This window comes from Halomonas sp. R57-5 (assembly GCF_900070345.1).
Classification (GTDB): Bacteria; Pseudomonadota; Gammaproteobacteria; order Pseudomonadales; family Halomonadaceae; genus Vreelandella; species Vreelandella ventosae_B.
Genome location: NZ_LN813019.1, coordinates 635,066 through 661,483 on the forward strand (window position 1 = coordinate 635,066; position 26,418 = coordinate 661,483).

Consider the following 26,418-nt stretch of genomic DNA (forward strand, 5'->3'; position numbering starts at 1 on the left):
ACATAGGTAAAGGGTTGGGCTTACAGCGATGCTACTTATTTAACAGCCCTACTGATGAACTCCAAAAACCGGTGGTCGTTGGCATGGGCAATATTAATGCGCATTGAATTGGCATCAGTGCTGTCGGGGCGCAGTGAAAAAATGGMGCCTGGCGCAATAAAGATGCCTTTTTCAGAGGCGCGCTTGGCTAGCTCAGTGGTATTGATATGGGTAGGCAATTTGGCCCATAGATAGTAGCCACCGCCGGGCCCAATCACATCATGAACACCTATTTGTCCCAACACTCTTACCGCCGTAGCACTCGCTTTAGCCACTCTCTCGCGCAGTTGTGCGAGGTGGCGGCGGTAGCGGCCTCTGGCTAATAGCTCATGCACGATCATCTCATTGAAGGTTGAAGTGTTTACGACAGTGAGCATCTTAATATCGACCAGGGCGCGAATGATGGATCTGGCTCCTGCGATATAGCCACAGCGCAAACCGGTGGAGAGCGTTTTGGAAAAAGTGCCTACGTAAATAACCCTTTCTAACCCATCAAGCGCAGCAAGATGAGCGCTGCCTTTGGGCAGTATGTCAGCGAAAACATCATCTTCCACTAGGGTGACACCATAGTGGTCGGCGAGCTTTAGCAGGCGATGCATATTACTCAGCGACATGGTGCTACCAGTAGGGTTGTGGGCATTGGGTTGCAAGAAAAAAAGCCTAGGTCGGTACTGCTTGGCTTTTCTCTCAAACTCTTCTAGGTCGGGGCCATCGGTCGTGCGTGGAACGCCCACCAGTTTCGCTTTAGCGAGACGAAGCTTTCCAAACAGTGGGTAGTAGCCCGGTGTTTCAACCAGAACACTCTCTCCTGCGGCTACTAAGTGGCGAATGATTAAGTCGAAGGCATGATTAGCACCAAAGGTCATCATGACTTGATCCTGTGATGCATGGATAGAGCGCCCAGCCAATGTCATGGCTAAGCTCTCGCGCAGTGGTGAGTATCCCTGGGGCATGCCGTATTCGACGTCGCTCATTTCATCGGGTAAACCAGTTCTGCGCCTTACCAGACGCGTCAGTTCAGTGCCGCCCATCCAGCTTGCCGGAGCCCTACCATCGCCCACGCGCACTGCAAAATTCCCGACTAACTGCTCCCGCAGCAGTGACACGCTATCCACCGCCTCTGAAAGGTCGTGCGTAGGCTCATTAATAGGCGTTGGCCGGGGGCGCGAAACAAAAAAGCCTGCGCCCTGGCGAGCGCTCAAATGACCAAGTGCAACTAATTGGTCGTAGGCATCAATCACGGTATTTTTCGATACACCGAATTGTTTAGCGGCTTCTCTGATGGAAGCCACTCGGGTACCAGGCGAGAGGCGACCTTCGTCAATGGCTTTGAGCAGAGCGGTGGCGACCTGACGAGATTTTGACATGAATATCTCTCAATGGCGGTGGAACTGTACCTGTTATTTTATAGGTACAGTACTTCATACACTTCGCATCACTGTACCTTACTCAGCGCCTTGTCTTTCCACAAGCTAGGGCCAGCCTACTTGGGTATACAACACTAATAATGATCTCCGCGGAGAATAGGCATGCCAAATAAAACAACTTCTTACCTAACGGTTTGGGACGATACGGTGACCGGCAGAGACCTGCTGCTCGCCTTAGTAATTTCCACTCCTCTCACACTAGGTGGTTTCATTCTTACCCCTGGGCCAGCGCCAATGCCTCTAATAGTGGGCTTATGCGGCGCACTGCTGGGGTTTGTTATTAATACGGTTTGTTTACGCCCGAAACGACGCCTCGACACTGATGGGGAGGCGTAACCATGGACGCTCTATTACTTCTGCAGATGTTAATGGCTGCCTTAATCGGTGTGGTGGTTTATACCGCGATTGGAGTGGCGCCAGGTACCGATGAGACCGCCGTACTTGCCCCGGTGACGTTAGCGTTGGTGGTGGCAGGTGTTCCCTTGCCAGTGGTATTGGCTTTCTTTATGGCTGCCATCGTAGCCAAAAAGCTTACCGACTCAATACCCGTTTCAGTGGCGGGGATACCCGGAGGGGTGATGTCGGCCCCCATGGTTGAGCACGCAATGATACTAAAGCGTGAAGGTCACGCCACGTTGGCCATTCGCAAAATGGCGTCGGGCTCGGTGATCGGCACGCTTGTTGCCATTCCCGTGAGTCTGCTATTGGCTTTCCTGCTAACGCCGCTGGCGGATGTGCTAAGTCAGTATGCTAGCCAGATATTTTTTGTCGGGGCGGTATTTTTAGCGCTGATGAGCCGTGAAAAAGTGATCAGCTTGATCAGTATCGTGATTTTGGCTGCGCTGATTCAGGCCTTACGGCACTTCTACTGGGGGATGGGTGTTATCCCTGAGGGTCAGGTTGTCTTCATCTCGTTCTTTCTGGGTATCACGATAGGCCCAATGATCTTCAATTTGGCACAGCTAACCGTGCGTGAAGAGCGACAAAAAATGGCTACCGGTGAACCTAAAACAATCAAAATCTATGCGGCCGATGATAGKGATGACAAGAGCCGCTTCCCTAACCCTTTTCGAATTTTGACCCGCCAAGAAGCTGTTTCAGCAACCGCCAGCTCGGTGCTCGGTTCGGTCACTTTCTTTATGAGCCCGGTTGGAATCACCATTTTCCTGGGCGAAGTAATGTCCAGTTGGGTGAAGGGTACCGTTGAAAAAGCCAGTCGTGCGCTTTCTTCAATGGATGCGGTCACCAATGCCGCTTATATCGCAGGCATTCTGATTCCCCTGGCAGCGTTAGGCATCCCCATGAGCCCCATGGCGATTGGGCCAGGTAACGCCTTCTTTAATGCGCCGCCAGTACTTACGTTGGAACAGAATGCCCACCACCTAATGAGCTTTGGTGAAATCGCTGTTGCCAGCATTTTGGGCGCAGGCGTGGCGCTGTTGATTACGTATCCCATCGCTGTTCGCTATGCCCGGCACATTTGTGTGTTTGTTTTTCAGCGTATTCCTCATGAGGCCTTCCTGGCGATGTTCTTCTCGCTGGTCGTGCTGTTGGCTTATATGGATGCAGGTGTGATGGGCATTTTAGGTGTCGCGGTGTTAGCGCTTGTGGCGGGGCTGTTAAACCGCTGGGGCGTGAACTATGGGGTGCAGTTTATGACTCTTTATGCCGCCCCTTGGCTAATGGGCTGGTTGGCTTGAACACTTCCTTTTTAAGTGACGCTACACCAATAGTTTATTCATTTTAGGTAACGGTTATGACAATAAATTCATCGCGGATTCCAGGATTTTACCAACTATCACCACGCGAGCGATTGCGTAAAGTGGCCGCTTTAAGTGGCTTAGATGCTGAAGGGGAAGCCCACTTGGCAGACACCGGTAACCTGCCAGCAGAAACAGCCGATAGCATGATCGAGAATGTTATCGGCACTTTAAACATACCGATTGGCGTTGCCACTAATTTAATGATTGATGGTGAAGAGCCGCTGGTGCCTATGGCAACCGAAGAGTCGTCCGTGGTGGCTGCTGTATGTAATGCGGCGCGACAGTGTCGTGCGTCAGGCGGCTTTTATACGGATACCTCATCCCCGATTATGATTGCTCAGGTTCAGCTACTAGGCGTCGCTAATCCTGACTTTGCCCGGCTGCGTTTATTAGAAGCCCGCGAAGAGATTAAGCGTATTTGTGACGCGACAGACCCCGTGCTGTTAGAGCACGGCGGTGGTTTCCAGGATATAGAGGTGCGTGTACTTGAGGATATGGTCATTGTGCATCTGCTAGTGGATGTGCGTGATGCCATGGGCGCAAATGCGGTGAACTCGATGGCTGAAGCGGTAGCTCCGTCGTTAGCTGAGTGGTCGGGAGGCGAGAGTCGTTTGCGAATTCTGTCTAATCTGGCTGATCGTCGTTTAGCAAGAGTCAGAGCGACCTGGCATCTTGACCAAATAGGCGGGGAGTCGGTGCGGGACGGAATATTGGCGGCTTACCGCTTTGCAGACTTAGATCCCTATCGGGCAGCTACTCATAATAAAGGGGTGATGAACGGCGTGAGTGCGGTGGTGTTAGCGACGGGAAATGATACCCGTGCGGTAGAAGCCGGTGCTCATGCATATGCTGCACGTACCGGGCGCTATCGGTCACTTACCCATTGGGAAGCGGATCATGATGGTAATCTAACCGGCACCCTTGAGATGCCCATGCCAGTAGGATTAATCGGCGGCGCGACGAGAGCGCACCCCACTGCACGACGGTGTCTTGAAATTTTAGGCGTCAACAGCGCTGATCGTTTAGCCCGTATCATTGTCGCCGTTGGGCTAGCGCAGAACTTTGCAGCGTTAAAAGCGTTGGCTACCATCGGTATTCAAAAGGGGCATATGGCGCTGCATGCTAAAAATATCGCCCTAATGGCAGGAGCGGTAGGGGCGGAGGTGGCGTTGGTCGCCGACGAATTAGTGAAGCAAGGGAGTGTGCGTGTTGATATAGCGCAGGCGGCGTTGGCCAAGCTACGGTCTAAACCCGAATAAAGCGGCTTGAATATGCAGTGTGAGCATGCCAGAACGCTACTCTGCAGAGGAAGAAGAAGGCTCTGGCCGGGTAGCCAGCCACAGTGCAATCAGCACCAGCAGAGCGATCACTCCCCAGCGTTGCCAGCCGGGGCCGAGTGACCAGCCGGTGATCAGTGCACTCAATGCGATCATGCTAACGGCTGCCAGCTTGGCGCGGCGGGGGATGGCGCGCTCCTGCTCCCAGGTAACCAGCAGTGGCCCGACATAGTGGCGGGAGCGGATCCAGGCCTCAAAGCGTGGCGAGCCTTTGGAGGCGCAGTAAACCGCCATCAGCATAAACACAGTGGTGGGCAGCAGAGGCAGAAAAATGCCCAGTACACCGATGCTAAAACTTACCCCTGCCAGCACCACCCACATGAGGCGGATCAGTCTCATTCCTGCTCCTAAATTGGCGACCTGTGCAAATGACAACGTACTCCATGGATTAAGTATGAACACATCGAGGCGCGCCGTCAGCAGTGGTGACCTAGCATGAAGGTGACCTTAGATCGCCATTAAGGCGCCAGGGTCGGTGGGGCGCTGATAATCTCTATGTTGCACCGGTGGCCGCTAGCTGCTCAAACACCCCCTTGGGGCCAGCGTGTCCAGCGGCCAGGATTTCGGCGATATCGCCCCCCAAGCGATCGCTGGCCAATGCGGCCCCTCTGGTCAGCCATCCAACCAGCAGTGCTGCCAGCGAGCGTCGTATCAGGCGGGTTGCTTTCATGCCACCGCCTCTTGTTTGCCGAGTTCATCCAGCAACTGCCGCCACTCTCGGCGCTCAGCGCGGCCTTCCTGGCGCTCTGCATAAAGCTGTAGTACCAGCGAGCCTTGGGCATCGAAGGCCTCAATGCTGGTCACGCCGCCGTCGCGGTTGGGTTTGCTGACTTGCCACACTTGGTCGATAGCGGTGTCATCAAGGTGCAGGGTGAACTGCTCGCCAAACAGGTTCAGCCAGCCGCGGGCGCGTTGCGGAGCGGGCAGTATGCCGGTACGGATCTGCACGCAGCCGGGACTGGCGACAAACAGCATCAACGGCAGAGCCCGATGGCTGGCCTGCTCAAGCACCGTTTCCAGTGAGTGCACAGGCAGCGCACGGGTAAAGCGACCCTCCATTAACTGGTTGGCCTCAATGCGCTCCAGGTGATGGCGCTGGAGGAGCGCAAAGAACTGGTGTACATCGCGCATCGCACCCCACTCACTAGCAAGGGAGGGGACTTCGGGGAGTGGGCGCTTGAGACGGGGCATGCTCTGGGTAAATGCCGGCGTGTCCCGCGTTCCCAAGGCTGCCAGTGCGCCCCAAGGGCGCGGCAGCGGGTTTTCCAGAGCAAAGCATTTATGCACGGCGCAGCCATGCTGGTTAAATATCTGCAGGCTCCAGCGCCACTGCGGCTCTTCTGCGTTGCTGGAAGGTAGAGGGTCGCGGATCAAGCAGGCCCAGTGCCAGTGGGTGTAGAGCAAACGTAGATCCAGGCCGCCGGGGTCGAGCAGCAGGCCAGTTTGCGGCCCGCCGCTGAGTTCAGGGTAATCGCCGGTCTGTTCCAGCACGGCCAGCCGGGAGCGGGTCAACGCCTTCACCCGCCCCAACTGGGGCAGGTAGGCGGCAAGCTCGTTGGGCGTGAGCGGCAGCGTCCATACATCGCGGCCCAAGCGAGCGGCTTGGAGTTCACCTTCACTGATCGCTAAGCGTTCGGCAATCTCAATGGCAGGAAGGCGTGGCTTAGCGGCGCGCGCCGCGTCAAGGGCTTCGATAATGGCGATCTGTTGGGAGGGAGYCATGACGCACCTCTTTTATGGTTCACTGGCTGGGTGCGATGGGCTACCTGGCTGGCTTTGCTGTATAAATCTTTAAATTAATCAGGGCCTGAAGTGTTAACAGCTTTAAGCGTTGAGGATTAGCTTGCCGCTTTTAGTGCGGCGCAACACATAGCGGCGCTGTTCATGGTGAATCACCAGTTGGCCTGAGCTACCAAGCAATTCTTTGCTATCTACTTCGCGGGGCGCTGAGGCCGATGTATCCCTCTGGGACGTATCCCCCTGGCGAGTGCCCTTATCGGCTAGCTGCATGAGAGGATAACTCCTGTGTTAATGATAACTATTAGCGTTAATTTAGCAGAGTTGCCGGTATCTCTCAATAGGATTTGGGGCGTCTAGCCCAGCGTTCTTCATCTAAATGCAGCCACGCCGTCATCGTGTTGTCATTTAGCTTCTTTAGTGTCTCCTAACGTTCAATCGTTGGCCTACAAACGATCAGGGGGAGACCATAATGAGTAAAGAGATCGAAGACCATCGCCTGTTTAACCACAGCGGCAACCAACCTTTTGCCGAAGTATTGGCGCGCCATGTGTCACGGCGTGACGTGATGCGCGGTGGTTTGAGCATGGCGGCTGCCTCAATGCTTAGCTTTGGCGGTGCTGCTCAAGCGCTTGCCTCAAGCGGCGCGCAAAAAACACCCCTGACGCTGGCGTTTGAGGCGATTCATGGGTCACTCACTGATGCTGTGGTGGTGCCGGAAGGTTACATGGCCCAAGTCTTGGTGCCCTGGGGAACGCCGTTAAGCGCTGGCGAAAGTTGGCAGTCTGACCAGCCAATGACCGCCGAGCGTCAAGCCTCTAGTGTGGGCATGCACCACGACGGTATGGCCGGTTTTGCCCTGGATGCTGACAATGCCTCGCGTCGTTTTGTGCTGGCACTCAACAACGAATATATCGACCAGGCAGCGCTATGGGCGCCTCAAGGCGGCCCCACCAATGCGGATGAGGGGCAGCGCCCGGCGGAGGAGTCGCGCACCGAAATCAATGCTCATGGCGTTACTATGGTTGAGGTTGAAAAAGACGCCAACGGCCACTGGGCGCATGTGTCGGGGTCGCGCTATAACCGCCGTTTGACAAGCGCAACGGTGATGGATTTGGCTGGGCCTGTGGCGAGCAGTGATTACGTCAAGACGCGCTTTTCCCCAGCAGGTGCTCAAACCCGCGGTACTAATAACAACTGTGGCAATGGGGTAACGCCCTGGGGCACCTATATTGCCTGCGAAGAGAACTGGCCAAACATCTTTGTTCATACTGGCGAGCGCTTCCAGGACGACGCGCGCATCGGCATTCCCACTGAACGCGGCCGCTATGCCTGGGAAACCTCGGCGGGGGACGCTTCAGAGCAGAACGATGAGTTTGCCCGCTTCGATATTACCCCCCGCGGCGAGCGCGCCGAGGATGACTACCGTAACGAAGCGCGTACCTTCGGCTATCAGGTAGAAGTCGATCCTTACAGCGATGCCCTTGCGGTTAAGCGTACGGCACTTGGGCGTTTCCGCCATGAAGGGTGCTGGTTAGGCAAGCTGGAAGCCGGTCAGCCAGTGGTTTACTACTCGGGGCACGATTCCCGCAACGAGTACGTATATAAATACGTCTCCGATGCCGCTTGGGATCCCGCCGACGCCAATCGTCCCGGTGAGCACTATGACCGTCTTGCCATCGGCAGCAAGTATTTGGATAACGGCACCCTCTWTGTGGCCCGTTTCCACGCCGATGGCAGTGGTGAGTGGCTGCCGCTGACACCTGCTGCGCACACACAGGACGGCCGAACGCTGGCAGCGGCCTTAGGCCTGGCTGAGGATGATTTAGCCGGTGTGATTATCAATACCTGCGACGCGGCAGACTTAATGGGCGCCACGCCGATGGATCGTCCCGAATGGGCGACCGTTGATCCGGCTTCGGGGGATGTTTACCTCACCTTAACCAACAACACGCAACGCACAGGTGAAGAAACAGCACCGACCTATACCAACGGTGGTGATAGCTTGGAGCAGGTGGGGGTAGGTTACGACTTGGCACCCACTAATGCGGCTAATCCACGTGCCAATAACGAGGCTGGGCACATTATCCGCTGGCGCGAAAGCCGGTTGCCCAACGCCTTTACTTGGGAAGTGTTTGTGTTTGGCGCCGCCGCTGACGATGCGGATAACCACTCAGGCCTGACAGAAATGAATCAGTTCGCCAGCCCCGACGGACTCTGGTTCGACGAGCGAGAAGACGGTCAGGGTATCCTCTGGATCCAGACCGATAACGGTTATGATGGGGTAACCGAGTACACCAACGACCAGCTGCTTGCCGTGGTACCTAATGGGCTAGACGACATCCAGGGAACCGGCCCGGTCATTAACAGCAGCAACCAGCAGCAACTTAAGCGCTTTGCGGTGGGGCCGAACGGCTGTGAAGTGACGGGTATATTTGCCACACCGGATAAAACCGCCCTGTTTATTAACATTCAGCACCCCGGTAACTGGCCCGCCGACGGTGGCGCGCTGACCCAAGACGCCACCGTTGCGGCCAGCGGCCAAGTACGCCCTCGGGCATCAACCGTGGTGATTCAAAAGCGTGATGGTGGGCCGATAGGCGTCTAAAAGCCAGGCTTTAACACCAGGCTTAAATACTCAGTAGCAAGTCGATACAAGCGTCGAACCCCTCCAGGTTCGACGCTTTTTTGGTGTTAGCTTTGAAGTACATGGCCTGTTTTCTGCCGGGTCTTTAACGCCTGAAGGGCATCGACCTTTAATGGCAACTGGTTGGCCCAGAGAATATCTTCGCGGCAATGGCCAATATCCCGTAGTACCTGATCGTCGTAAGCGAGTAGCGGCAAGATATGGCGGCGAAATAGTCGCCGGCGCCGGTAACGCCACCAGCGCATATCGAGCGCTCGAATCATCCGCATTGACGGCATGGCAGGCATGTAAAACTGCAATTGTGGCGGCTTGGGCGGCGGCGCCAATTGGCTGGCTTTTTCCCAGGCGTTATGGGCATGTTGGATAGGGTTTTCACACTTCATCGCGCACCTCCATTTCCACGCCTGCAGTTGGCTAAACGGCGCATGAGCACCCTTTCGGCAGGTGTGTTTTGTGATTAATAAGTGGAGGGTCGCGACCTCTGGTTATCAGCTTGGCGCTTTACCTTGGATCAATCAAACGAAAAGAACTACACTGTGAGTTAAATTTTTCTGAAAGGTGGGTGTGATGAATCAACTCTCTAGCATAGCTCCCAGCCGGGCCGTCTTGCCGCTACTGGATAGCGAGGTGCTGCGCACCTTTGTGACCATTGCCGAAAGTGGCAGCTTCACCCGCGCCGCCCAGCAGCTATTTCGCACCCCTTCCGCGCTGAGTATGCAGATCAAACGCCTGGAAGAGATCCTCGGCCAGACGCTGTTTGTCCGCGAGGCGCGGCACGTACGCCTGACTGCTGAGGGGGAAGTGCTGCTGGGTTATGGGCGGCGGCTACTGAAACTCAATGCGGAAGCCGTGACCCAGTTTTTAGCCCCTACCATAGAGGGGCGTGTAGGGCTGGGGATAACGGATGACGTGGTAGGGCGTATTTTACCCACGGTACTCGCCCAGTTTGCCCGCTCGCACCCGGCGGTGCAGGTCGATGTCGAGGTGGGACGCAGCAAAGACCTGCTTGCCAGGTTGGACGAGGGGGAGCTTGATCTTGCCCTGGKGATGGCTGGAGGGCCTGGTCAGGCGACGCGGGGAGAGATCGTCCACAGCGAACCGCTAGTGTGGGCGGGCCGTGAGGATGGCGTTGCCGTGCAGCGAACGCCACTGCCTGTGACCCTGGCCCAGCAGGGGTGTGCGTGGCGCAGAATTACCCTTAATGCCCTTGATCAAGCAGGGATTGCTTACCGAATCGCTTACTCCTGCGACCACTGTGCCGGGCAGGAAGCGGCCATGCAGGCCGATTTGGCCGTGACGGCTTTCCCTAAAAGCTTGATCCGCCCGCCGCTCAAACGACTAAGTAATGATTCACTACCGCCGTTGGGTGACTATCAGGTATCTCTCGTCAAGCGTGTGGGTAGTGGCGACGCCAGTGAGGTGCTGGCTGAGCGGGTGGTCGAGGCGTTTCGGGAGAAGTGAGCATTTTTCTCTGTGCTAACCCTCCATTAAGGTGCGAAGCGGAAGCTGCTCTTTATTGATGGGCGTCTTGATAACGATATAGCTGAAGTACTTTTCAATGCCAATTTCGTCCTCGATAAGTGCCTCCATCACGCGTTGATAATGGGCAATACTGCGGGTGATAAAACGCAGTAAATAGTCATAGCCACCGCTGATGAGATGGCACTCCATGACTTCATCAACCTGACGAATTTTTTGTTCAAAGCGTAGAAAATCTTCCCGGTGGTGATCCGACAGGGTGACCTCCGTAAAGACGGTAACGCTTTCCATCATTTTCGATAGATTGAGTCGGGCTTGAAACGAAGTGATATAGCCAGCGGCTTCTAGTCGCTTGACTCGCTGTAGGCAGGGGCTGGGCGATAGCCCGACAGCATCGGCCAAATGGACGTTGGTCATCCGTCCATCTGCTTGAAGCTGAACAAGAATATTTATGTCGATACGATCAAGACGAACGCTAGCCACCATGTAAAGTCCTTTACTTATTAGGGGGCGGTGGAAGTCGCCCCGCGGTTTTTGACTAATACCTTTGTCTAAAGCAATTCTCCGCGTAGAGCAAGCTGGTGTTGATAAATAAAATCACTTAGCGAGATAAATGACTGCGTTTGGGGCTGCTCGGCTTTGGCACTGCGCGTGATACGGCAGTGCCCGCCTCGGCTATTCACTGATGGGGGGCCAGCCGTTAAGAGCAGAACCTGGCTATCCGCCTCCATCTCCCGCAGCTTGGCACGCGCGGCCACAAAGCTGCCGGTGGTGAGCCGCTCACTACCGGAAAGGCCAATGCGCTGATTAAAAGCAAAGAACTCCTGCTCATTCAGGGAAGTGACTACTCTGAGCTGATAGAACTTGCGCAGGTAGTGGATAGCGCCAGGGGCATCTTCATAAAGCGATCCAAAGCCCAGCGAACTGGCGAATTCAATTCCTTGTTGCCAATCTGCCTCCAGCCCCCAACTGCTCGCCAGGGCGCGATAGACCGTGCAGTGGGCAGAAACGGCGCCCATCTGCTCATCCGTCAACTCGTGCAGCGCATGCACATAGTCTGCTAATACCTGCTCCTGTGGTGGCGGGTTGGGCAGCATCGCTAACAGTGGCGTTAGGCCCCGCACAATGTCTCTATCCCGATCAATCAGCACGCCATGGGCATCCATGCATAGCGTCGTATAGTCAGTCAATGGCATGATGTCCTGCTCTCCCGGCGTTGGCGATTAACAAGCATTAGTGCGTGGCGTTGGATAGCGCGTCGTCCAAAATCTCTAGTGCTTCGTCGGTTTGCTGGTCGCTGGTAGTCAGCGGTGCCAGAAAGCGGATCACATTGCGGTATACACCGCACTTAATCACCAGCAAACCCGCTTCACGACAGTGATCAATGACCTGTTGCACTAGCGCAGCGTCTTCAGGTGTTACCCGTGGGCCCTTGAGAAGCTCGATAGCAAGCATCGGGCCTTGCCCACGTACCTCGGCAATCACAGGATGTTTGGCTTGCAGCCGACGCAGCCCTGTTTCCAGGCGTTTTCCCATGGCGATACCACGCTCAAGCAGTTGCTCGTCTGCAAAAATATCTAGCACCGCCAGTGCTGCCGCGCAGCTCAGCGCGCTGCCCCCATAGGTGCCGCCGAGCCCACCCGGCGCGGGAGCTTGCATGATCTCAGTGCGCCCAACCACGCCTGAAATCGGCAAGCCTCCGCCCAGGCTTTTAGCAACAGTGACAAGGTCAGGCTGAATATTGCTGTGTTCAAAGCCAAACATCTTGCCCGTGCGCCCGAAGCCGGTCTGAATCTCATCGGCGATCAGCACGATGCCGTGGCGTTCGGTTAAAGCGCGAAGCGCCTGCATAAACGCGACTGGGGCAGGAAGAAAACCGCCATCACCCTGAACGGGCTCAATCAGGATAGCGGCAACCTGGTCGGGGACGACTTCAGTGGCGAACAGCGTATCCAGCTCGGCAAGCACATCCTCACTGCTAACACCCCGCAGCGCATCCGGGTAGCTAACGTGGTGAATAGCGGGGGCAAAAGGGCCAAAGTTTTGCCGATAGGGCTGGCTCATGCCGGTTAGCGTGGTGCCCAGCAGCGTGCGTCCATGAAAGCCACCGCGAAAGGCAATCACGTTGGGGCGTCCCGTGTGGGAACGGGCAATTTTGATGGCGTTTTCCACTGCTTCAGCGCCGGAGGTAAAGAGCACGCTTTGGTAGGCGTTGTCACCACCGACCAACTGAGCCAGCTGGCTAGCCAGTTTTATATAGCCTGGGTAGGCCGCCACCTGGAAACTCATGTGGGAAATACGTTCCACTTGGGCCTGAACCGCAGCAACGACGCGGGGGTGATTGTGGCCTACGTTGAGTACGCCGATCCCGCCGACAAAATCCAGATAGCGTTGGCCATCCGCGTCGAAGACTTCGCTACCGCGAGCATGGGAAATGACAATAGGATGGGCATTGACCACACCGCGGGGAATGCACTGCTCCCGCTGGCGTAGCATTGAGTGAGAAGGGKGGGCATCGGTATTCATCTGCGGGCTCCTTAAACATTGTCGCGATATAGTCACTATGGTCATGTTGTGGTGTGTTGGCGCTGTCTTTAGAACGTGGAGAGCGAACGCCAMCACCCATACGTTTTTGAGCTTACCGCTGTTAGCAAACCAGATACGCTTGGCATGGCGTCAGCAACCGCGTAATCCTTCGTATTGTCTAGCTTGTGCAGCATGATTCACTGTCATGGGGGAGCGCAGTGTAATCTGCGCCTTAATCGTCGATTTAGACGCACCGCTTCGCTCCACAGCCGCCAAAACGGTATCCGCTGCCTCTCAAACCACCGTAGGATGACGTTTTAGCTAAGGAGACGCTGCTATGGCACTGCTGTATAAATCTGACCCGGTGCGCGGCGCCCGGTGGAAAGAACTTTTTGCCCAATACGCGCCGGATATTGAGTTCCGCCAATGGCCCGATATGGGTGACCCGGACGAGATCCGCTACTTGCTAGCGTGGATGCCCCCGGAGAACATAATGGCGTGCCTGCCGTCCCTTGAGGTGCTGTTTGCCACTTCCGCGGGTGTCGATCAGTTTGAGTTTGACGCACTGCCTCCAGAGCTGCCGGTCGTGCGGATGCTCGACCCTGCCATTGAGCGCGGAATGATTGAGTACGCCACCTTTGCAACGCTATGGCTGCACCGCAGGATGGGTGATTATGCGCGCCAGCAGCGCGAGGGGCAGTGGCAAGCGCATATGCTTGTGCCCACCGAAAAGCGGCGTATCGGGATTCTTGGCTTAGGCCAGTTGGGATGCGCTATTGCCACCCATCTAGCTGGTTACGGTTTTGACGTGAGCGGGTGGGCGCGTTCGCCACGAGAGCTGGCTAATGTTCACTGTCATAGTGGTGAGGAAGCGCTGGATGGGTTTCTGGCCTCAAGCGATATTGTGATCTGCGTGCTGCCACTGACCGACGCCACCCGAGGAATCCTCAACGCAGACCTATTTGCGCGTATGCCTAAAGGTGCGGCCTTGATCAATATTGGCCGTGGTGAGCACTTGGTTGAACACGACCTGACGCAAGCCCTCGACGACGGGCAGTTGAGTGCGGTGGTATTGGATGTGTTGAGCGAAGAACCACCCGCCGACGATCACCCCTTCTGGCAAGACGAGCGGATTTTGCTGACGCCCCACGTGGCCGCGATGACACAGCCCGATAGCGCTTTCCCTGTCCTGCTTGACAACCTGCGTCGTTATCAACGCGGTGAACCAATGGTTGGCCGTGTCGATCTGCAGCGTGGTTACTAGAATAGCGTTTCCCCTCTCGCTCGCTCTGAGTAACGGCGAGCGAGTGGGGTATGTTGGCGTTCGTTAAGTCCGTGTTAGTTCAGCCCGCCCATATGAAACGCTTTCTCTTCCAGGTACTCATCCAGCCCCTGGCGGGCACCTTCACGGCCCAGCCCCGACTGTTTCATGCCACCAAACGGCGCGACTTCCATGGAAATGGAGCCGGTGTTGAGGCCGACCATGCCGAACTCCAGCGCTTCGCCGACCCGCCAGGCCCGGCGTACGCTTTCGGTGAAGAAGTAAGCGGCTAGCCCAAAGGGCGTCGCGTTGGCAATACGAATAGCGTCTTCTTCGTGCTCAAATTGCATAATGGGGGCGACGGGGCCAAAGGTCTCTTCCTGGGTGACCAGCATGGCTTCGGTTACCTTGGTGAGCAGTACCGGCGCCACAAAGCGATCCTGACCACTGGGGACATCGCCGAGCACCCGTTCAGCACCGTGGGACAAGGCATCATCGAGATGGCGGGCGACTTTGCTCACCGCCTGGTCATTGATCAATGGCCCGATGGTTGTGCCTTCCTCCATCCCATCGCCACAGCGTAACGCCTTGATTTCGGTCGCCAAGCGGGCGACAAAGCGGTCATGAATGCCGGATTGAACCAGGATGCGGTTAGCGCAAACACAGGTTTGGCCCGCGTTGCGGAACTTGCTCGCCATAGCCCCGGCCACCGCCAGTTCCAGGTCGGCATCGTCAAACACGATCAGCGGGGCATTACCGCCCAACTCCAGGCTGAGGCGCTTGATATCGTCGGCACTCTGGCGCATCAGCAGGCTGCCCACCCGGGKTGAGCCGGTGAAGGAGAGTTTGCGCACGGTGGGGTTGGAGGTCAGCTCACCGCCAATCCCTTCAGGCAGCCCGGTGACGATATTCACCACCCCGGGGGGGAAACCCGCACGCTCTGCAAGCACTGCCAAGGCCAGTGCTGACAGCGGCGTCAGCTCCGACGGTTTGATGACAATCGGGCATCCGGCCGCCAGCGCGGGCGCGCACTTGCGGGTAATCATGGCGATGGGGAAGTTCCAGGGGGTAATCGCACCACACACGCCCACTGGCTGTTTGAGGATCACAATTCGGCGATCCGCGGTGGGGGAGGGGATGGKCTCGCCATAGGCGCGGCGTGCCTCTTCCGCAAACCACTTTATAAAACTTGCGCCGTACTGAACCTCTCCTCGTGATTCGGCCAGCGGCTTCCCCTGTTCAAGGGTCATCAATACCGCCAGGTCCTCACTGTTTTCCAGTATCAGCGCATGCCAGCGCTCCAGCAGTGCTGCGCGCGCTGCCGCTGTTTGCGCACGCCAGGCGGGCCACGCCGCTTCGGCGGCCTCGATTGCCCGGCGGGTCTCGTTGGCACCCATGCTGGGTATGCTAGCCAGCGCTTCGCCGGTGGCGGGGTTGGTGACGGTCAGCGTGGCCGCATCGTCGGCGTCGCMCCATTGTGCGTTGATAAAGGCCTGCTCACGTAGCAGGTTACGGTCATTGAGGGGCAGCGTCGGCATGCTTTTCTCCTTGTCATTAATAGGGCTAGTGATTAAACGGGCGCGGTTGAGGGCTGCGTATGGGTCGACCATTGGCACCCCTCCAGCCAGCCAGGCTGTAGTTCAGGCACTGAGCCGATCAGCTTGCGGGTGTAGTCGTGCTGTGGCTGGTTGAGCACCGTGCTGCAGGGGCCGAACTCCACACATTCCCCCTGGTAAAGCACCATGACGTCGTCGCACAGCGAGCGCACCGTCGAGATATCGTGGCTGATAAACAGGTAGGCAACGCCCAGTTCACGGCGCAGTTCGGCCAGCAGCTCGAGAATTGCAGCGCCCACTACGGTATCTAACGCCGAGGTCACTTCGTCGCAGAGGATCAGGTCGGGTTCCGCGGCCAGCGCCCGGGCGAGGTTGACGCGCTGCTTCTGGCCACCCGATAGCCCGCTGGGCTTGCGGTCGAGCAACGTGCGCGGCAGTTTGACCAAGTCCATCAACTCTTCAACCCGACGCTGACGGGCATCGCGGCTCATCTGAAAATAGGTTTCCAGTGGCCGATTGAGCAGCCGCCTAACCGAGTGGGCCGGGTTTAGCGCATTGTCGGCGCTCTGAAAAACGATCTGGATACGCCGAAACTGGTCGGGTATGCGGCCACGCAGCGTCGGCGGTAGCTCACGGCAATTGAACTGAACTTCCCCCCGTGACGGTGCCACCAGGCCAGCGACTGCCCGGGCAAGCGTTGACTTGCCTGACCCGGATTCACCAATCACGCCTAACGCCTGGCCGCGATCAATGCGCAGTTGGATATGATCCAGCACGACATTATTCGGCAGCCCATTGCGATCACAGCGCCCGTAGCCCACTTGCAGATCATCAATGCGCAACAATTCGTCGCCGCTTGCCGGAAGGCCGGTGGGCACGCGGGTCTCCGGTCGCGCCGCCGCCAATAAGCTACGCGTGTAGGCATGGCCTGGATTGTCCAGGATTTGCCCAATGGGCCCTTGCTCCTGCTCCTCCCCGGCCTGTAGCACCAGCACGTGATCGGCAATCTGCGCCACCACGGCGAGGTCGTGAGAGACATACAGCGCCGTGGTACCCCGCTCGCGCATAACGCGCTTGAAGGCCCGCAGCACATCGACCTGAGTGGTCACATCCAATGCCGTGGTCGGTTCATCCAGAATCACCAGGGCGGGATCGGTAATCAAGGCCATGGCGGCCATAAGGCGCTGTAGCTGGCCCCCGGAGACCTGGTGGGGGTATCGGTCGCCGATATGTTCTGGGTCGGGCAGGGCCAGCTCGCCAAACAGCTGAATGGCTTTCTGCTGAGCTTGCTGTCGATCCATAACGCCATGGATAAGCGCGCCTTCGATGACTTGGTCCATCAGGCGGCGCGAGGGGTTGAAGGCGGCCGCAGCGCTTTGGGCAATGTAGGTCACCCGGTGGCCGCGCAACGCGCGGGTTTCCACCGCAGAGAGGGTGAGTATGTCGGTCTCTCCCAGCTGCACGCTGCCCCCGGCGATCCGGCAGCCGAGCCGGGCGTAGCCCATCATGGCCAGCGCAATGGTGGTCTTGCCTGAACCGGATTCACCGATTAGTGCCATCACTTCGCCTGGCTTGAGCGCGAAATTGATCTGGCTGACGATCGTGCGCTCCTCCTCACCAGGCGGGGTCGCACAGATATCAAGATCGCGTACGATCAGCGATTCACCTTGCATGGCATCACTCCTTCTGGTTATCGCGGCTGTTCGAGAGGCTGTCGATCAACAGGTTGGCACCGACGGTTAATGAGCCAATCGCCAAGGCCGGGGCAATCACTGCCAACGCACCCTGGCTAAGACCACCGATGTTTTCACGCACCAGGGAGCCTAGGTCGGCGACCGGCGGTTGCACGCCTAAGCCCAGAAAGCTCATGCCGCTGAGCAGCAGTACGATAAACACAAAGCGCATGCCCATATCGGTGAGCACGGGCTGGATCATATTGGGAAAAATTTCCACGGCGGCGATATACAGCCGTCCTTCTCCCCGAGTACGAGCGACCTGCACGTACTCCAGGGTGGCGAGATTTTTGGCCAAGCTATGGGCAATGCGAAAAGAGCCCGGCGCATAGCTGAGCACTGCCGCCAGGATAAGCAGAGGAATAGAGGTGCCAAAGGCGGAGACCATCACCAGGGCCATCATTTTGCTGGGAATCGAGATGAGCGTGTCGAATATCCGCCGAACGCTCTCCTCGAGCCAGCGGGGTAGGAGCACCGTTAACATGCCAAAGCCCGCCCCAACCAGAGTTGACAGCAGCGCGGCCACTAACGCCAGCCCCACGGTATAGCGCGCCCCAGTGAGCATGCGGCTGAGCATATCGCGGCCCATATAGTCGGTGCCCAGCAGGTGTGCCGAACTTGCCCCGCCGTATATTTGGTCAGAGACAAAAGCCCCCATGGGATAGGGCGCTAACAGTGGCCCAAACAGTGCCACTAACAGCCAAAAGCTGAACAAGCTCAGGCCAATCCAGCGGGTGAGTTGCCACCCTGAACGGTTGCGCTGTTTTGGCACTGCTATTGGCAGGCGGCTTCTTGGCGAGACATAGGGATGACGGTTGCTCTTGCTAGCGGGCATTGTCTTGGTGTCGTTCATCGGTTTCGCAGCCTCGGGTTAGAGAGGATCGCGCATAGATCAGCCAGCATGACCAGCAGCAGATAAGCGCCGCAAAAGATCATGGCGCAGGCCTGTACCAGGGCGAGATCCCGGTTGGAAACCGCATCGACCATTAAGCTGGCGATGCCTGGATAGTTGAAGATGGTTTCGACAATGATGACCCCGCCCAGTAGATAAGAGAGGCTCAGGGCCACCGCATTGGCAATCGGGCCGACGGCGTTAGGCAGCGCGTGGCGCAGTACGCGACGCATGGGCGGAACGCCTTTGAGACGCGCCATCTCCACATAAGCGCTGTCGAGCTGATCGATTAAGGCCGCCCGTGTCATACGTGCCATTTGGGCAATTAATACGCTGCACAGGGTGAGCACCGGCATGGCGTAAACTTTCATAAAGGCGCCGAAACTGTCGACGGTGGAGACATAGGAGAGTGCCGGTAACCAGCCGAGTTGCACGGCGAAAATCAGCACCGCCAGGGTGGCGACCAGAAACTCGGGTACCGCCACCATCGACAGGGTGATCAGGTTCAGGGTGCGGTCAAGCACCCCACCCCGGCGCATGGCGGCGGCGATACCCATAGTCAGCGCCACAGGGACAGAGATAGCGGTGGTAATCGCGGCTAGCAGTAACGAATTGGGGAGCCGGTCATTGACCAGCTGTATGACATCCACACCATTGCTGGCGGAGCGGCCCAGGTCGCCGGTGGCAAAGCCACTCAGCCACTGCCAGTAGCGCAGCAAGGGCGGCTGATTAAGGCCTAGCTGGGCACGCAGCGCCTCCACCTGTTCCGGGGTGGCAAACTGCCCCAGCACCTGCTGGGCGGTATCGCCTGGCAGCAGTGAGGTAATCGCAAAGATCACCAGCGATACCAGCAGCAGGGTAATAAGACTGGAGGCCAAGCGACCTAGCACCAGTCCAAAGAGAGAGTCGCGCATCTTTCTTCTCCGGCTCAAGGGCCATGTTGATCATCACCAGGGTAGAAATTAAACGTCCTGGTGATGATGTCCATGGCCTGTGATCACAGTAGGGAGAGCAGGAATTAGCCTTTCCACCAGATATGCTCGGCGAACATATAGCCCATGAAGCTGCCCAGGGGGACGGTGCGATCCATCCCGCCAATGCGCCCATCAAAGCCTTCGATGCTGCTTAGGAAGACGGGGATGCCGATGCCGCCCTCTTCATGAATCATGGTCTGCATATCGGCATACATCTGCTTGCGGGTGGCCTCATCGGGTTCACCTCGGGAGGCAATCACCAGTTGATCGAACTGCTCGTTCTGCCAGCCGGATTCGTTCCAGGCAGCGCTGGAGAGAAAGAACTGGGAGAGCAAAATATTCGCCGTGGGGCGCGGGTTGATATTGCCGAACCCAAGTGGGTGCTTCATCCAGTGGTTCGACCAGTAGCCGTCGGAGGGAACCCGGTTGATATTCAGGTTGAGCCCTGCCTGTGCCGCGGACTGCTGGAGTAGCACGGCCATATCTTCCGACGAGGAAGCCGCAGGCGACGCCACCAGCGGTACTGTTGCTCCACTAACCCCCGCCTTGGCAAGCAAGGAGGCGGCCCGCTCCGGGTCGTACTCGCGCTGGGGTAACCCATCGAAGTAGTAGGGGGAACTGGAGATAATCGGCTGGTCGTTGGCGATCTCGCCATAGCCGCGCAGGGCGACGCGTTTGATCTGCTCGCGGTCGAAGAGGTACTTCATCGCCTCGCGGAATTCGGGGCGACTGGTGGGCTGTTGGTCAAAGCGCATGACCAGGTCGGTGTAGTTACCGGCGTTCGTCGCTTTTACCTGATAGCCGTCACTGGTTTTCAAGCGCTCTGCGGAGTTGCCACTGACTTCATTGATCATCTGCACATCGCCAGAGAGCAGTGCATTGACCCGTGACGATTCGTCGCTAATCCCCACCACCTCGATGGAATCCAGGTAGGGATAGCCATCGCGCCAGTAGTTCTCATTCCGAACGCCGATCGAACGCACGCCGGGGGTAAACTCTTGACACTTAAAGGCGCCGGTACCCAGCCCTTTCGAGAAGTCGGTGGTTCCATCGGCCACAATCACTAGGTGCGAAACGGCCAGGATAGAGGGCAACTCGATATTGGGCGAGGAGAGGTTGAACTCGACACGCTGATCATCCAGGGCCCTGATACTGTCGATTTGCTCGACCATGGAGGCGACCTTTGAACCCGTCGCCGGATCCTGATGGCGCATGATCGAAAAGATCACATCCTGGGGTGTCAATGGTTTGCCATCGTGGAAGGTAACGCCGCGCCGCAGGGTAAAGATCCAGTGGCTGCCGTTATCGGTATTCTCAAACGACTCCGCCAGGCAGGGCTGGGGCGTCAGATCTTCATCGTATTGGGTTAGGCCGTTATAAAACATGTAGGCGCGGACATAGTCGATCGCCGTCGCCCCTAAGGCGGGATCCAGGGTGTCTTTCGTGGACGCCGAGTGTGCCGCGACGCGAATACTGCCGCCGTACTGGGGGGTTGCGCTTTCGCTGTCCGCCGCCCAGGCTGAAGAGAAACCGGGAAAGGCGCCAGACGCGGCGGCAAAGACACCCGCCGCGCCAATAACTTTCATGGCCTCGCGTCGAGACAGCCCGCGCTGCATGGCGTTGTAAACCTGCATGCTTTGTTCGGGAGAAACAAACAGTTCATTAGGATTTTTTTCACGTGTCATAAGCCTTCTCCTTACTGCGATTAAGTGTTTTTGTGAGTCTGGCAGCGCGTGCTTAGTTTTTTATAGCCATTTCTGTTAGTGGCTGTTTTTTATTAATAGCTGTTTTGGTTAGTCGCTCTCTTGGTGAGTCTTGTTTGCAATGTGTGGGCTAGGATGGTGGCTTAATGCAATCGATCCTGTAGTCGGTACCAACTGCCCACCAGGGGTAAAAACCACGGTTTGCCAAAATGACCGGGAATCGCTGGCCACTTGGTATCCTGCCAAGGATGGTTTTGGCGGTTGCCAAGCATCACCTCGGCTAACACATGCCCCATATGCACCGACATCTGTACCCCATGGCCGCTATAGCCCATGGCGTAGTACATGCCGTTGTGCTGCCCTGCATGGGGAAACCGGTCTTGGCTCATATCGACCAGCCCGCCCCAGCAATAATCGAGCCGCACTCCTTTTAGTTGGGGAAAAGCCTCTTCCAGGCCGCGGCGCAGTATCTCGCCGCTTTTGGCATCCGATTGACTGCCGGACATGGCAAACCGTGCCCGACCGCCAAACAGCAGCCGATTATCGGCGGTAAGCCGGAAGTAGTGGCCGACAATGCGGCTAGTGACATAAGAGCGCCGCTGGGGAAGAAGCTGGGCACACTGCGCTGCTGAAAGAGGCTCGGTGACGACGATAAAACTACCCACCGGTACCAGACGGCGGCGAAACCAGCCCAGCGGGCCTGTTTGCGATGCGCCGGTGGCCAGTAGTATGTTTTCGGCGCGAATATTGCCACTGGGTGTGCCTAATCGATACGCTGATTTCTCACGGGTTAAGCGGGTCATCGGCGTATGCTCAAAAATGTGCGCGCCATGCCTGGCCGCCGCTTCGGCTAAGCCGATGCCAAAGCGGCCCATATGCATTTGGCCACCGTTATGTTGCAGCAGTCCGCCATAATAGAACGGCGAATCGACCTCCTCTCTAACGGCGGTTGCGGAGAGCATCTCTACGTCGCTATCCACGTCACGGCGAATGGCGTCGCAGGTACGCGCGAGCTTGTCGTAGTGCTCCGGTTTAGCCGCCAGCTTCAGCTTGCCGTGGTGCAGGTAGTCGCAGTCGATCGCCTCTTCGGCCATCACCTGCTCGACGCTGGAGACGGCATCGGCGTAGGTGGTGTAGTGGGCAATCGCGCGCTCGCGGCCAAGCTGTTCGACCAGACTGGCGTAGTCTTGGGCCACGCCGGTGTTGCACTGGCCGCCGTTGCGCCCTGAAGCTTCACCAATGAGTTGGCCTGCCTCCAGTAGCGCTACACGGGCACCGCCCCAGGCTAGCGTGCGGGCAGCCGATAGCCCGGTAAAACCACCGCCCACCACCGCAACATCGTAGTGCTCTTGGGTGAATGCCTGCTGGCCCCCGGTAAAGGGAGGCGCTGTGGACAGCCAATAGGAGTTGAGTTGCATGGGCGGCTCCTGCGCGGTGGGCGAAACGGKCAGTTTAGAGACCGACTAACGCGGGCAAGTCGCGGATATCGTTAATCTTTGTCGCCCCGTAGCCGTCGCAATAGGGCTCGTGGTTGCGCGCCACAAACGCCTTGTTCTTGATGCCCATCAGGTGAGCTGAAATAAGGTCATAGCGGAAGCTCGATGAGACGTGCAGCAGCTCTTCGGGGTGGCAATCCAGGCTGTCGATCATGGCTTCGAAGGCGGCTAAACGGGGCTTGTAGACTTTGAATGTATCGGCAGTGAAAACCTTGTGAAAGGGCACCTCAAGCTTTTGCACGTTAGCCATGATCTGGCTGTCATCGGCGTTGGAGTAAATCACCAGGGGGATTTTGTCGGCAATTTTTGCCAGCCCCTCAATCACGTCCGGGTGCGGGCCCCAGGTGGGGACGGCCTGGTAATACAACATGCCTTCGTTGTCACGGTACTCGACTCCCCAACGTTTGCAGGTGCGCTCCAGCGCCGCGCAAAGAATCTCAGCGTAGGGCTTCCACTCGCCGAGCACTTCGTCATAACGGTAGGCACCAAAATCTTGTACGAAGCGTTCCATGCGTTCTGAATCAGGGATACGATCGGCAAAAATTTCGCGCGTCATGCGCCCCATCTGGAAGTTGGTGAGTGTGCCGTAACAATCAAAGGTGATGTACTTAGGGCGCATAATCTCGCTCATGTTGTTTGATCCTCTTTTGTCATCATCGTGGTGGTGGGAGAGTTCTTAGCGCAGCCACTCATTTCATTACAGCATTCTCGAGCAGTCGCCAGACGCTGAAAGTACGCGCCTGACTAACACAAACGCGCTTTTTTTTTGGCCCATGCAGCACACAATGCGGCGGCCCATTTACATCATTTCTGGCTGGCGGATACGGCTGCCATCGGAAAAACGTTTGATGTGATAAGGCAGGGGATTAACCACAGGCGAGGAATTGGTGGCTAAATCAGCCGCTAACCGGCCGGCCCCCGGTCCAATGCCAAAGCCATGGCCGCTAAAGCCAGCGGCGACGATAAAGCCGGGGATGGCATCCACCGGGGAGATGATCGGTATCATATCCGGCGTAGTATCGATCATGCCGGCCCAGGCGCGGGCAATATGGACACCTTTGAGCGCCGGGTGCTCGGCCTGCAGGGCAGCCAGGGCAGCACGTGCCTGAGGAATGTCAGGGGTGGGGTCAAGCACGCGCTGGCGCTCAAACGGCGATACCTGATCAAACTGCCAGCTACCCGCCGCTTCTGGCCCGTTAAAGAAAGACGCGCCAATGCGGATTTGCAGCTTTTTGGCTAATTTGCTGCGGTAGGCGGCGTAGAATTTGCTCGCATAGCGAATCCCTTGGGGGCTGATTTCCACCCGGCCAAGCCCTGGCAGCGCCAAGGTGTAGCTGCCATCCAGGCGGCGGCGCAGTGCGACCTTGGGGGTGATCAGACAGCCCGGTGTGATCTCCGGCGCGGCGGTGGTTTGCAGTGCGGTGCCCATGATATTGGCCGAAGGTAGCTCAACGCCGTGGCGACGGCAGAAGCGAGAACTCCAGGCCCCGCCTGCACAGATGACCGTCGAGGCTTTGATCAATCCGTGCTCCGTCCAAACGCCGCCCACACGCCCGTCATGCAGGTCCAGGCCGCGCACCGCACAGTTTTGGTGAAGGTAGGCGCCGTGTTCACGGGCCCCAGTAGCGATGGCCGAGCAGGCCATCGAGGGCTCGGCCTGGGCATCGCTGGGCGACCAGACGCCACCAATGCAGGTTGAGGTAGTGCCAGGCGCCCGCTCACGGGCTTCTTCGGCACTCAACATATGGCTGGTAAAGCCCTGTTCCCGGGCCTGTTGCCCCCACGCCTCCCATTTAGCAAGGCTAGCTTGGCTATCGGTGGTGTAAACAATTCCGTTGCGACGAAACCCCACGTCGCGCCCAATCTCGGTGGAGAACGCTTGCCAACGATCGAGGCTATACATGGCTAGCGGCAGTTCGAACATATCGCGATTCTGCTGGCGTACCCAGCCCCAGTTGCGGCTTGATTGCTCAGCGCCGATAAGCCCCTTCTCCAGCAGCGCCACCGATACCCCTTGGCGAGCCAACTCATAGGCGGCGGTCGTCCCCACAATGCCGCCACCGATAACCACCACATCAACCTGTTCGGGCAGGGCAGGAGAGTCGTGCACGGCGTCTACGTTGATAAACATACTTGCTACCTCTATTTGGTAGATAAAGTAACCATCGAATTCGCTGCGTCACTCACTGGTCGAGATCAATCAGCACGCTTTTATGCTGCAGGCAGGCGTCAAAGGCGGCACGGCCTAGGTCACGGCCTACGCCTGAGCGCTTATAGCCGCCAGTGGGCAGAATGTAGTCGTTGCTGCGGCCGTAACGGTTAACCCATACCGTGCCCGCCGAAAGCCTGCGCACCGTGCGCAGCGCGCGCCCCAGGTCAGCGGTATGAATGCCAGCTGCTAAGCCGTAAACATCGTGTTCGGCCAGCGCTAACGCCTCCTCTTCACTCTCGAAGGTTTGAATGGTCAGCACCGGGCCGAAGATTTCTTCCTCCACGGCGGGATTGTGGCGGTCGTTCGTATGCAGCAGGGTGGGTTGGTAAAAGTGGCCGCCATCATTGCGTTCAAAGCGCTCTCCACCACCCAGCAGTTCAGCACCCGCCTCGCGGGAGCGTGCCACAATGGATTCAATGCGGGTCAACTGGGTAGCGGAAATAATCGGTGAAAACCAACCACCTGTTTGCCAGGTAGGGCCAGGGGTGAGGGCGTTAAAATGCTTGCTCAAGCGCTCAATCATGGGCTCCAACAGTTCGCGTTGGATCAATAGCCGTGAGCCTGCGACGCATACTTGCCCAGCGTTGCCGGTAATCGCCGCAGCGAGGGTTTTAGCGGTGCGATCAATATCCGGGATATCGGCAAACACCAGTTGCGGGCTCTTGCCACCTAGCTCCAGGGTGACCGGCTTGGGTCCGGTTTCTGCACAGGCACCCATGATGGTGCGCCCTGTCACCGTTGAGCCGGTGAAGGTGACCTTGGCCACATAGGGGTGACGGCATAGCGCGTCGCCGGTCACGGGGCCATTGCCTTGAATGACGTTGAATACCCCTGGAGGCATGCCCGCCTTAATGGCTAACTCGGCCAGCCGCACGGCGGTGAAAGGGGTCATCTCGGAGGGTTTGAGCACCACTGTGTTGCCTGCGGCCAAAGCGGGGGCGACCTTCCAGCAGGTCATGCTGAGGGGGAAATTCCACGGCGCTATCGCACCAACGACGCCTAGTGGCTCGGCAATCTGCATACCCAGATGGTCGTGGGCGGTCGCTGCTMCCTCGCCGCCGTGCTTGTCGGCGAATTCCGCAAAGAAGCGAATGCCCTCAGCGGTGTAGGGCACATCCCAGGTCCGGGTCTGATCAATCGGCCGGGTGGAGCCGAGGGATTCCAGCGGGGCGAGATAGTCAATATCGGCCTCAATCAGGTCTGCCCAGCGGCGCATGATGCGAGCCCGCTCCCGCGGCGCGCAGCGTGACCAGTCGCCGCGCACAAACGCTTGGTGAGCACTGGTGACGGCATCATCGACGCGATTGGCATCGGCCATGGGTAGTTCGGCATAAACGGCGCCGTCGGAGGGGCGGGATACGCTGAGCGCGCTGGGGTCAGTTACGCGCTGTCCCTGAATAAAGTGCGCACAGGGCAAGGCAATACGGGCAGGATCGAAACTTGGCATGAGAGTCCTTGAAGGTAGTCCAATAGCATTTTCGTTTAGCTACCATCCTAGGTCGGATGCCCCAGCATGGGGTGCTGAGTACAGGGCGTTTGTGCGCAGGTGATGCGCTCACCTATAGCAGTGACGGTTAAATCTGCTGAATTGCACCAAACGCCCTTTTTCGGCGTGGCACAGCGCCTCCCTGAGTGC

Annotated in this window: 24 protein-coding genes; 6 read left to right on the top strand and 18 right to left on the bottom strand. The window is 57.6% G+C overall.

What is annotated here, in order from left to right; translation table 11 throughout:
- Positions 1-35: 35 nt before the first annotated feature.
- On the bottom strand, positions 36-1,406 hold the full coding sequence (locus HALO_RS02865) for an aminotransferase-like domain-containing protein (RefSeq protein ID WP_050713005.1): 1,371 nt from the start codon (positions 1,404-1,406) through the stop codon (positions 36-38).
- A gap of 162 nt (positions 1,407-1,568) precedes the next feature.
- Here HALO_RS02865 and HALO_RS02870 point away from each other — a divergent pair, with 162 nt between their 5' ends.
- From HALO_RS02870 to HALO_RS02880, 3 genes are read left to right on the top strand one after another with little or no spacing between them, the layout of a single operon-like run.
- Positions 1,569-1,802, top strand: a complete 234-nt coding sequence (locus HALO_RS02870; RefSeq protein ID WP_081899100.1) for a hypothetical protein — start codon at positions 1,569-1,571, stop codon at positions 1,800-1,802.
- A gap of 2 nt (positions 1,803-1,804) precedes the next feature.
- Positions 1,805-3,166, top strand: coding sequence for a tripartite tricarboxylate transporter permease (locus HALO_RS02875; protein ID WP_050713006.1), 1,362 nt, complete (start codon positions 1,805-1,807; stop codon positions 3,164-3,166).
- A gap of 56 nt (positions 3,167-3,222) precedes the next feature.
- On the top strand, positions 3,223-4,488 hold the full coding sequence (locus HALO_RS02880; protein WP_035581198.1) for a hydroxymethylglutaryl-CoA reductase, degradative: 1,266 nt from the start codon (positions 3,223-3,225) through the stop codon (positions 4,486-4,488).
- A gap of 36 nt (positions 4,489-4,524) precedes the next feature.
- Here HALO_RS02880 and HALO_RS02885 read toward each other — a convergent pair whose 3' ends face one another.
- The 4 genes from HALO_RS02885 to hemP form a co-directional block, all read right to left on the bottom strand.
- The gene (locus tag HALO_RS02885) at positions 4,525-4,905 is read right to left on the bottom strand and encodes a YbaN family protein (protein ID WP_035581196.1); all 381 of its coding nucleotides are present in this window, start codon (positions 4,903-4,905) and stop codon (positions 4,525-4,527) included.
- A 154-nt stretch (positions 4,906-5,059) separates the two neighbouring features.
- Complete coding sequence (locus tag HALO_RS23025) at positions 5,060-5,236, bottom strand: hypothetical protein (RefSeq protein ID WP_157693151.1); 177 nt, start codon at positions 5,234-5,236, stop codon at positions 5,060-5,062.
- Positions 5,233-6,288 carry a ChuX/HutX family heme-like substrate-binding protein gene (locus HALO_RS02890; RefSeq protein ID WP_050713007.1) on the bottom strand — a complete coding sequence of 352 codons (1,056 nt, stop codon included), beginning with the start codon at positions 6,286-6,288 and terminating at the stop codon, positions 5,233-5,235. Before HALO_RS02890 ends, HALO_RS23025 begins: the two co-directional genes overlap by 4 nt.
- A 102-nt stretch (positions 6,289-6,390) precedes the next feature.
- Complete coding sequence (hemP, locus tag HALO_RS02895) at positions 6,391-6,576, bottom strand: hemin uptake protein HemP (RefSeq protein ID WP_035581192.1); 186 nt, start codon at positions 6,574-6,576, stop codon at positions 6,391-6,393.
- Positions 6,577-6,775: 199 nt separating this feature from the next.
- Here hemP and HALO_RS02900 point away from each other — a divergent pair, with 199 nt between their 5' ends.
- Positions 6,776-8,911 (top strand): PhoX family protein, encoded by a 2,136-nt coding sequence (locus HALO_RS02900; protein ID WP_050713008.1) that lies wholly within the window; start codon positions 6,776-6,778, stop codon positions 8,909-8,911.
- 86 nt (positions 8,912-8,997) lie between these two features.
- Here the strand turns inward: HALO_RS02900 and HALO_RS02905 are convergent, their stop codons facing one another.
- Positions 8,998-9,333 carry a hypothetical protein gene (locus HALO_RS02905; protein ID WP_035581187.1) on the bottom strand — a complete coding sequence of 112 codons (336 nt, stop codon included), beginning with the start codon at positions 9,331-9,333 and terminating at the stop codon, positions 8,998-9,000.
- 184 nt (positions 9,334-9,517) lie between these two features.
- Between HALO_RS02905 and HALO_RS02910 the strand changes: the two genes are divergently transcribed.
- Entirely contained in the window at positions 9,518-10,411 is an 894-nt protein-coding gene (locus HALO_RS02910; RefSeq protein ID WP_050713009.1) for a LysR substrate-binding domain-containing protein, read from the top strand.
- Between the two features lie 15 nt (positions 10,412-10,426).
- On the opposite strand, the gene HALO_RS02915 is transcribed toward HALO_RS02910, so the two are convergent.
- The 3 genes from HALO_RS02915 to gabT form a co-directional block, all read right to left on the bottom strand.
- Entirely contained in the window at positions 10,427-10,915 is a 489-nt protein-coding gene (locus tag HALO_RS02915) for an Lrp/AsnC family transcriptional regulator (protein ID WP_035581182.1), read from the bottom strand.
- A 65-nt stretch (positions 10,916-10,980) separates the two neighbouring features.
- Positions 10,981-11,625, bottom strand: a complete 645-nt coding sequence (locus HALO_RS02920) for a hypothetical protein (RefSeq protein ID WP_051912773.1) — start codon at positions 11,623-11,625, stop codon at positions 10,981-10,983.
- A 37-nt stretch (positions 11,626-11,662) separates the two neighbouring features.
- The gene (gene gabT, locus HALO_RS02925; protein WP_050713011.1) at positions 11,663-12,955 is read right to left on the bottom strand and encodes a 4-aminobutyrate--2-oxoglutarate transaminase; all 1,293 of its coding nucleotides are present in this window, start codon (positions 12,953-12,955) and stop codon (positions 11,663-11,665) included.
- A 337-nt stretch (positions 12,956-13,292) separates the two neighbouring features.
- Here gabT and HALO_RS02930 point away from each other — a divergent pair, with 337 nt between their 5' ends.
- The gene (locus HALO_RS02930) at positions 13,293-14,219 is read left to right on the top strand and encodes a 2-hydroxyacid dehydrogenase (RefSeq protein ID WP_035581178.1); all 927 of its coding nucleotides are present in this window, start codon (positions 13,293-13,295) and stop codon (positions 14,217-14,219) included.
- A 74-nt stretch (positions 14,220-14,293) separates the two neighbouring features.
- On the opposite strand, the gene HALO_RS02935 is transcribed toward HALO_RS02930, so the two are convergent.
- The 9 genes from HALO_RS02935 to HALO_RS02975 form a co-directional block, all read right to left on the bottom strand.
- Positions 14,294-15,754: an NAD-dependent succinate-semialdehyde dehydrogenase gene (locus HALO_RS02935; protein ID WP_050713012.1), complete on the bottom strand. Its 1,461-nt coding sequence runs from the start codon at positions 15,752-15,754 to the stop codon at positions 14,294-14,296.
- A 32-nt stretch (positions 15,755-15,786) separates the two neighbouring features.
- Positions 15,787-17,445 carry an ABC transporter ATP-binding protein gene (locus HALO_RS02940; RefSeq protein ID WP_050713013.1) on the bottom strand — a complete coding sequence of 553 codons (1,659 nt, stop codon included), beginning with the start codon at positions 17,443-17,445 and terminating at the stop codon, positions 15,787-15,789.
- A gap of 4 nt (positions 17,446-17,449) precedes the next feature.
- Complete coding sequence (locus HALO_RS02945) at positions 17,450-18,358, bottom strand: ABC transporter permease (protein WP_081899099.1); 909 nt, start codon at positions 18,356-18,358, stop codon at positions 17,450-17,452.
- The gene (locus tag HALO_RS02950) at positions 18,355-19,311 is read right to left on the bottom strand and encodes an ABC transporter permease (protein ID WP_035581174.1); all 957 of its coding nucleotides are present in this window, start codon (positions 19,309-19,311) and stop codon (positions 18,355-18,357) included. Before HALO_RS02950 ends, HALO_RS02945 begins: the two co-directional genes overlap by 4 nt.
- A 104-nt stretch (positions 19,312-19,415) precedes the next feature.
- A complete protein-coding gene (locus HALO_RS02955) occupies positions 19,416-21,056 on the bottom strand; it encodes an ABC transporter substrate-binding protein (RefSeq protein ID WP_035581172.1) in 1,641 nt (546 codons plus the stop codon).
- Between the two features lie 161 nt (positions 21,057-21,217).
- Complete coding sequence (locus HALO_RS02960; protein ID WP_035581170.1) at positions 21,218-22,492, bottom strand: NAD(P)/FAD-dependent oxidoreductase; 1,275 nt, start codon at positions 22,490-22,492, stop codon at positions 21,218-21,220.
- Positions 22,493-22,526: 34 nt separating this feature from the next.
- Positions 22,527-23,201, bottom strand: coding sequence for a haloacid dehalogenase type II (locus tag HALO_RS02965; protein WP_035581169.1), 675 nt, complete (start codon positions 23,199-23,201; stop codon positions 22,527-22,529).
- A gap of 168 nt (positions 23,202-23,369) precedes the next feature.
- Complete coding sequence (locus tag HALO_RS02970) at positions 23,370-24,701, bottom strand: NAD(P)/FAD-dependent oxidoreductase (protein ID WP_035581167.1); 1,332 nt, start codon at positions 24,699-24,701, stop codon at positions 23,370-23,372.
- A gap of 52 nt (positions 24,702-24,753) precedes the next feature.
- Positions 24,754-26,229: an aldehyde dehydrogenase family protein gene (locus HALO_RS02975; protein ID WP_050713014.1), complete on the bottom strand. Its 1,476-nt coding sequence runs from the start codon at positions 26,227-26,229 to the stop codon at positions 24,754-24,756.
- Positions 26,230-26,418 lie beyond the last annotated feature (189 nt).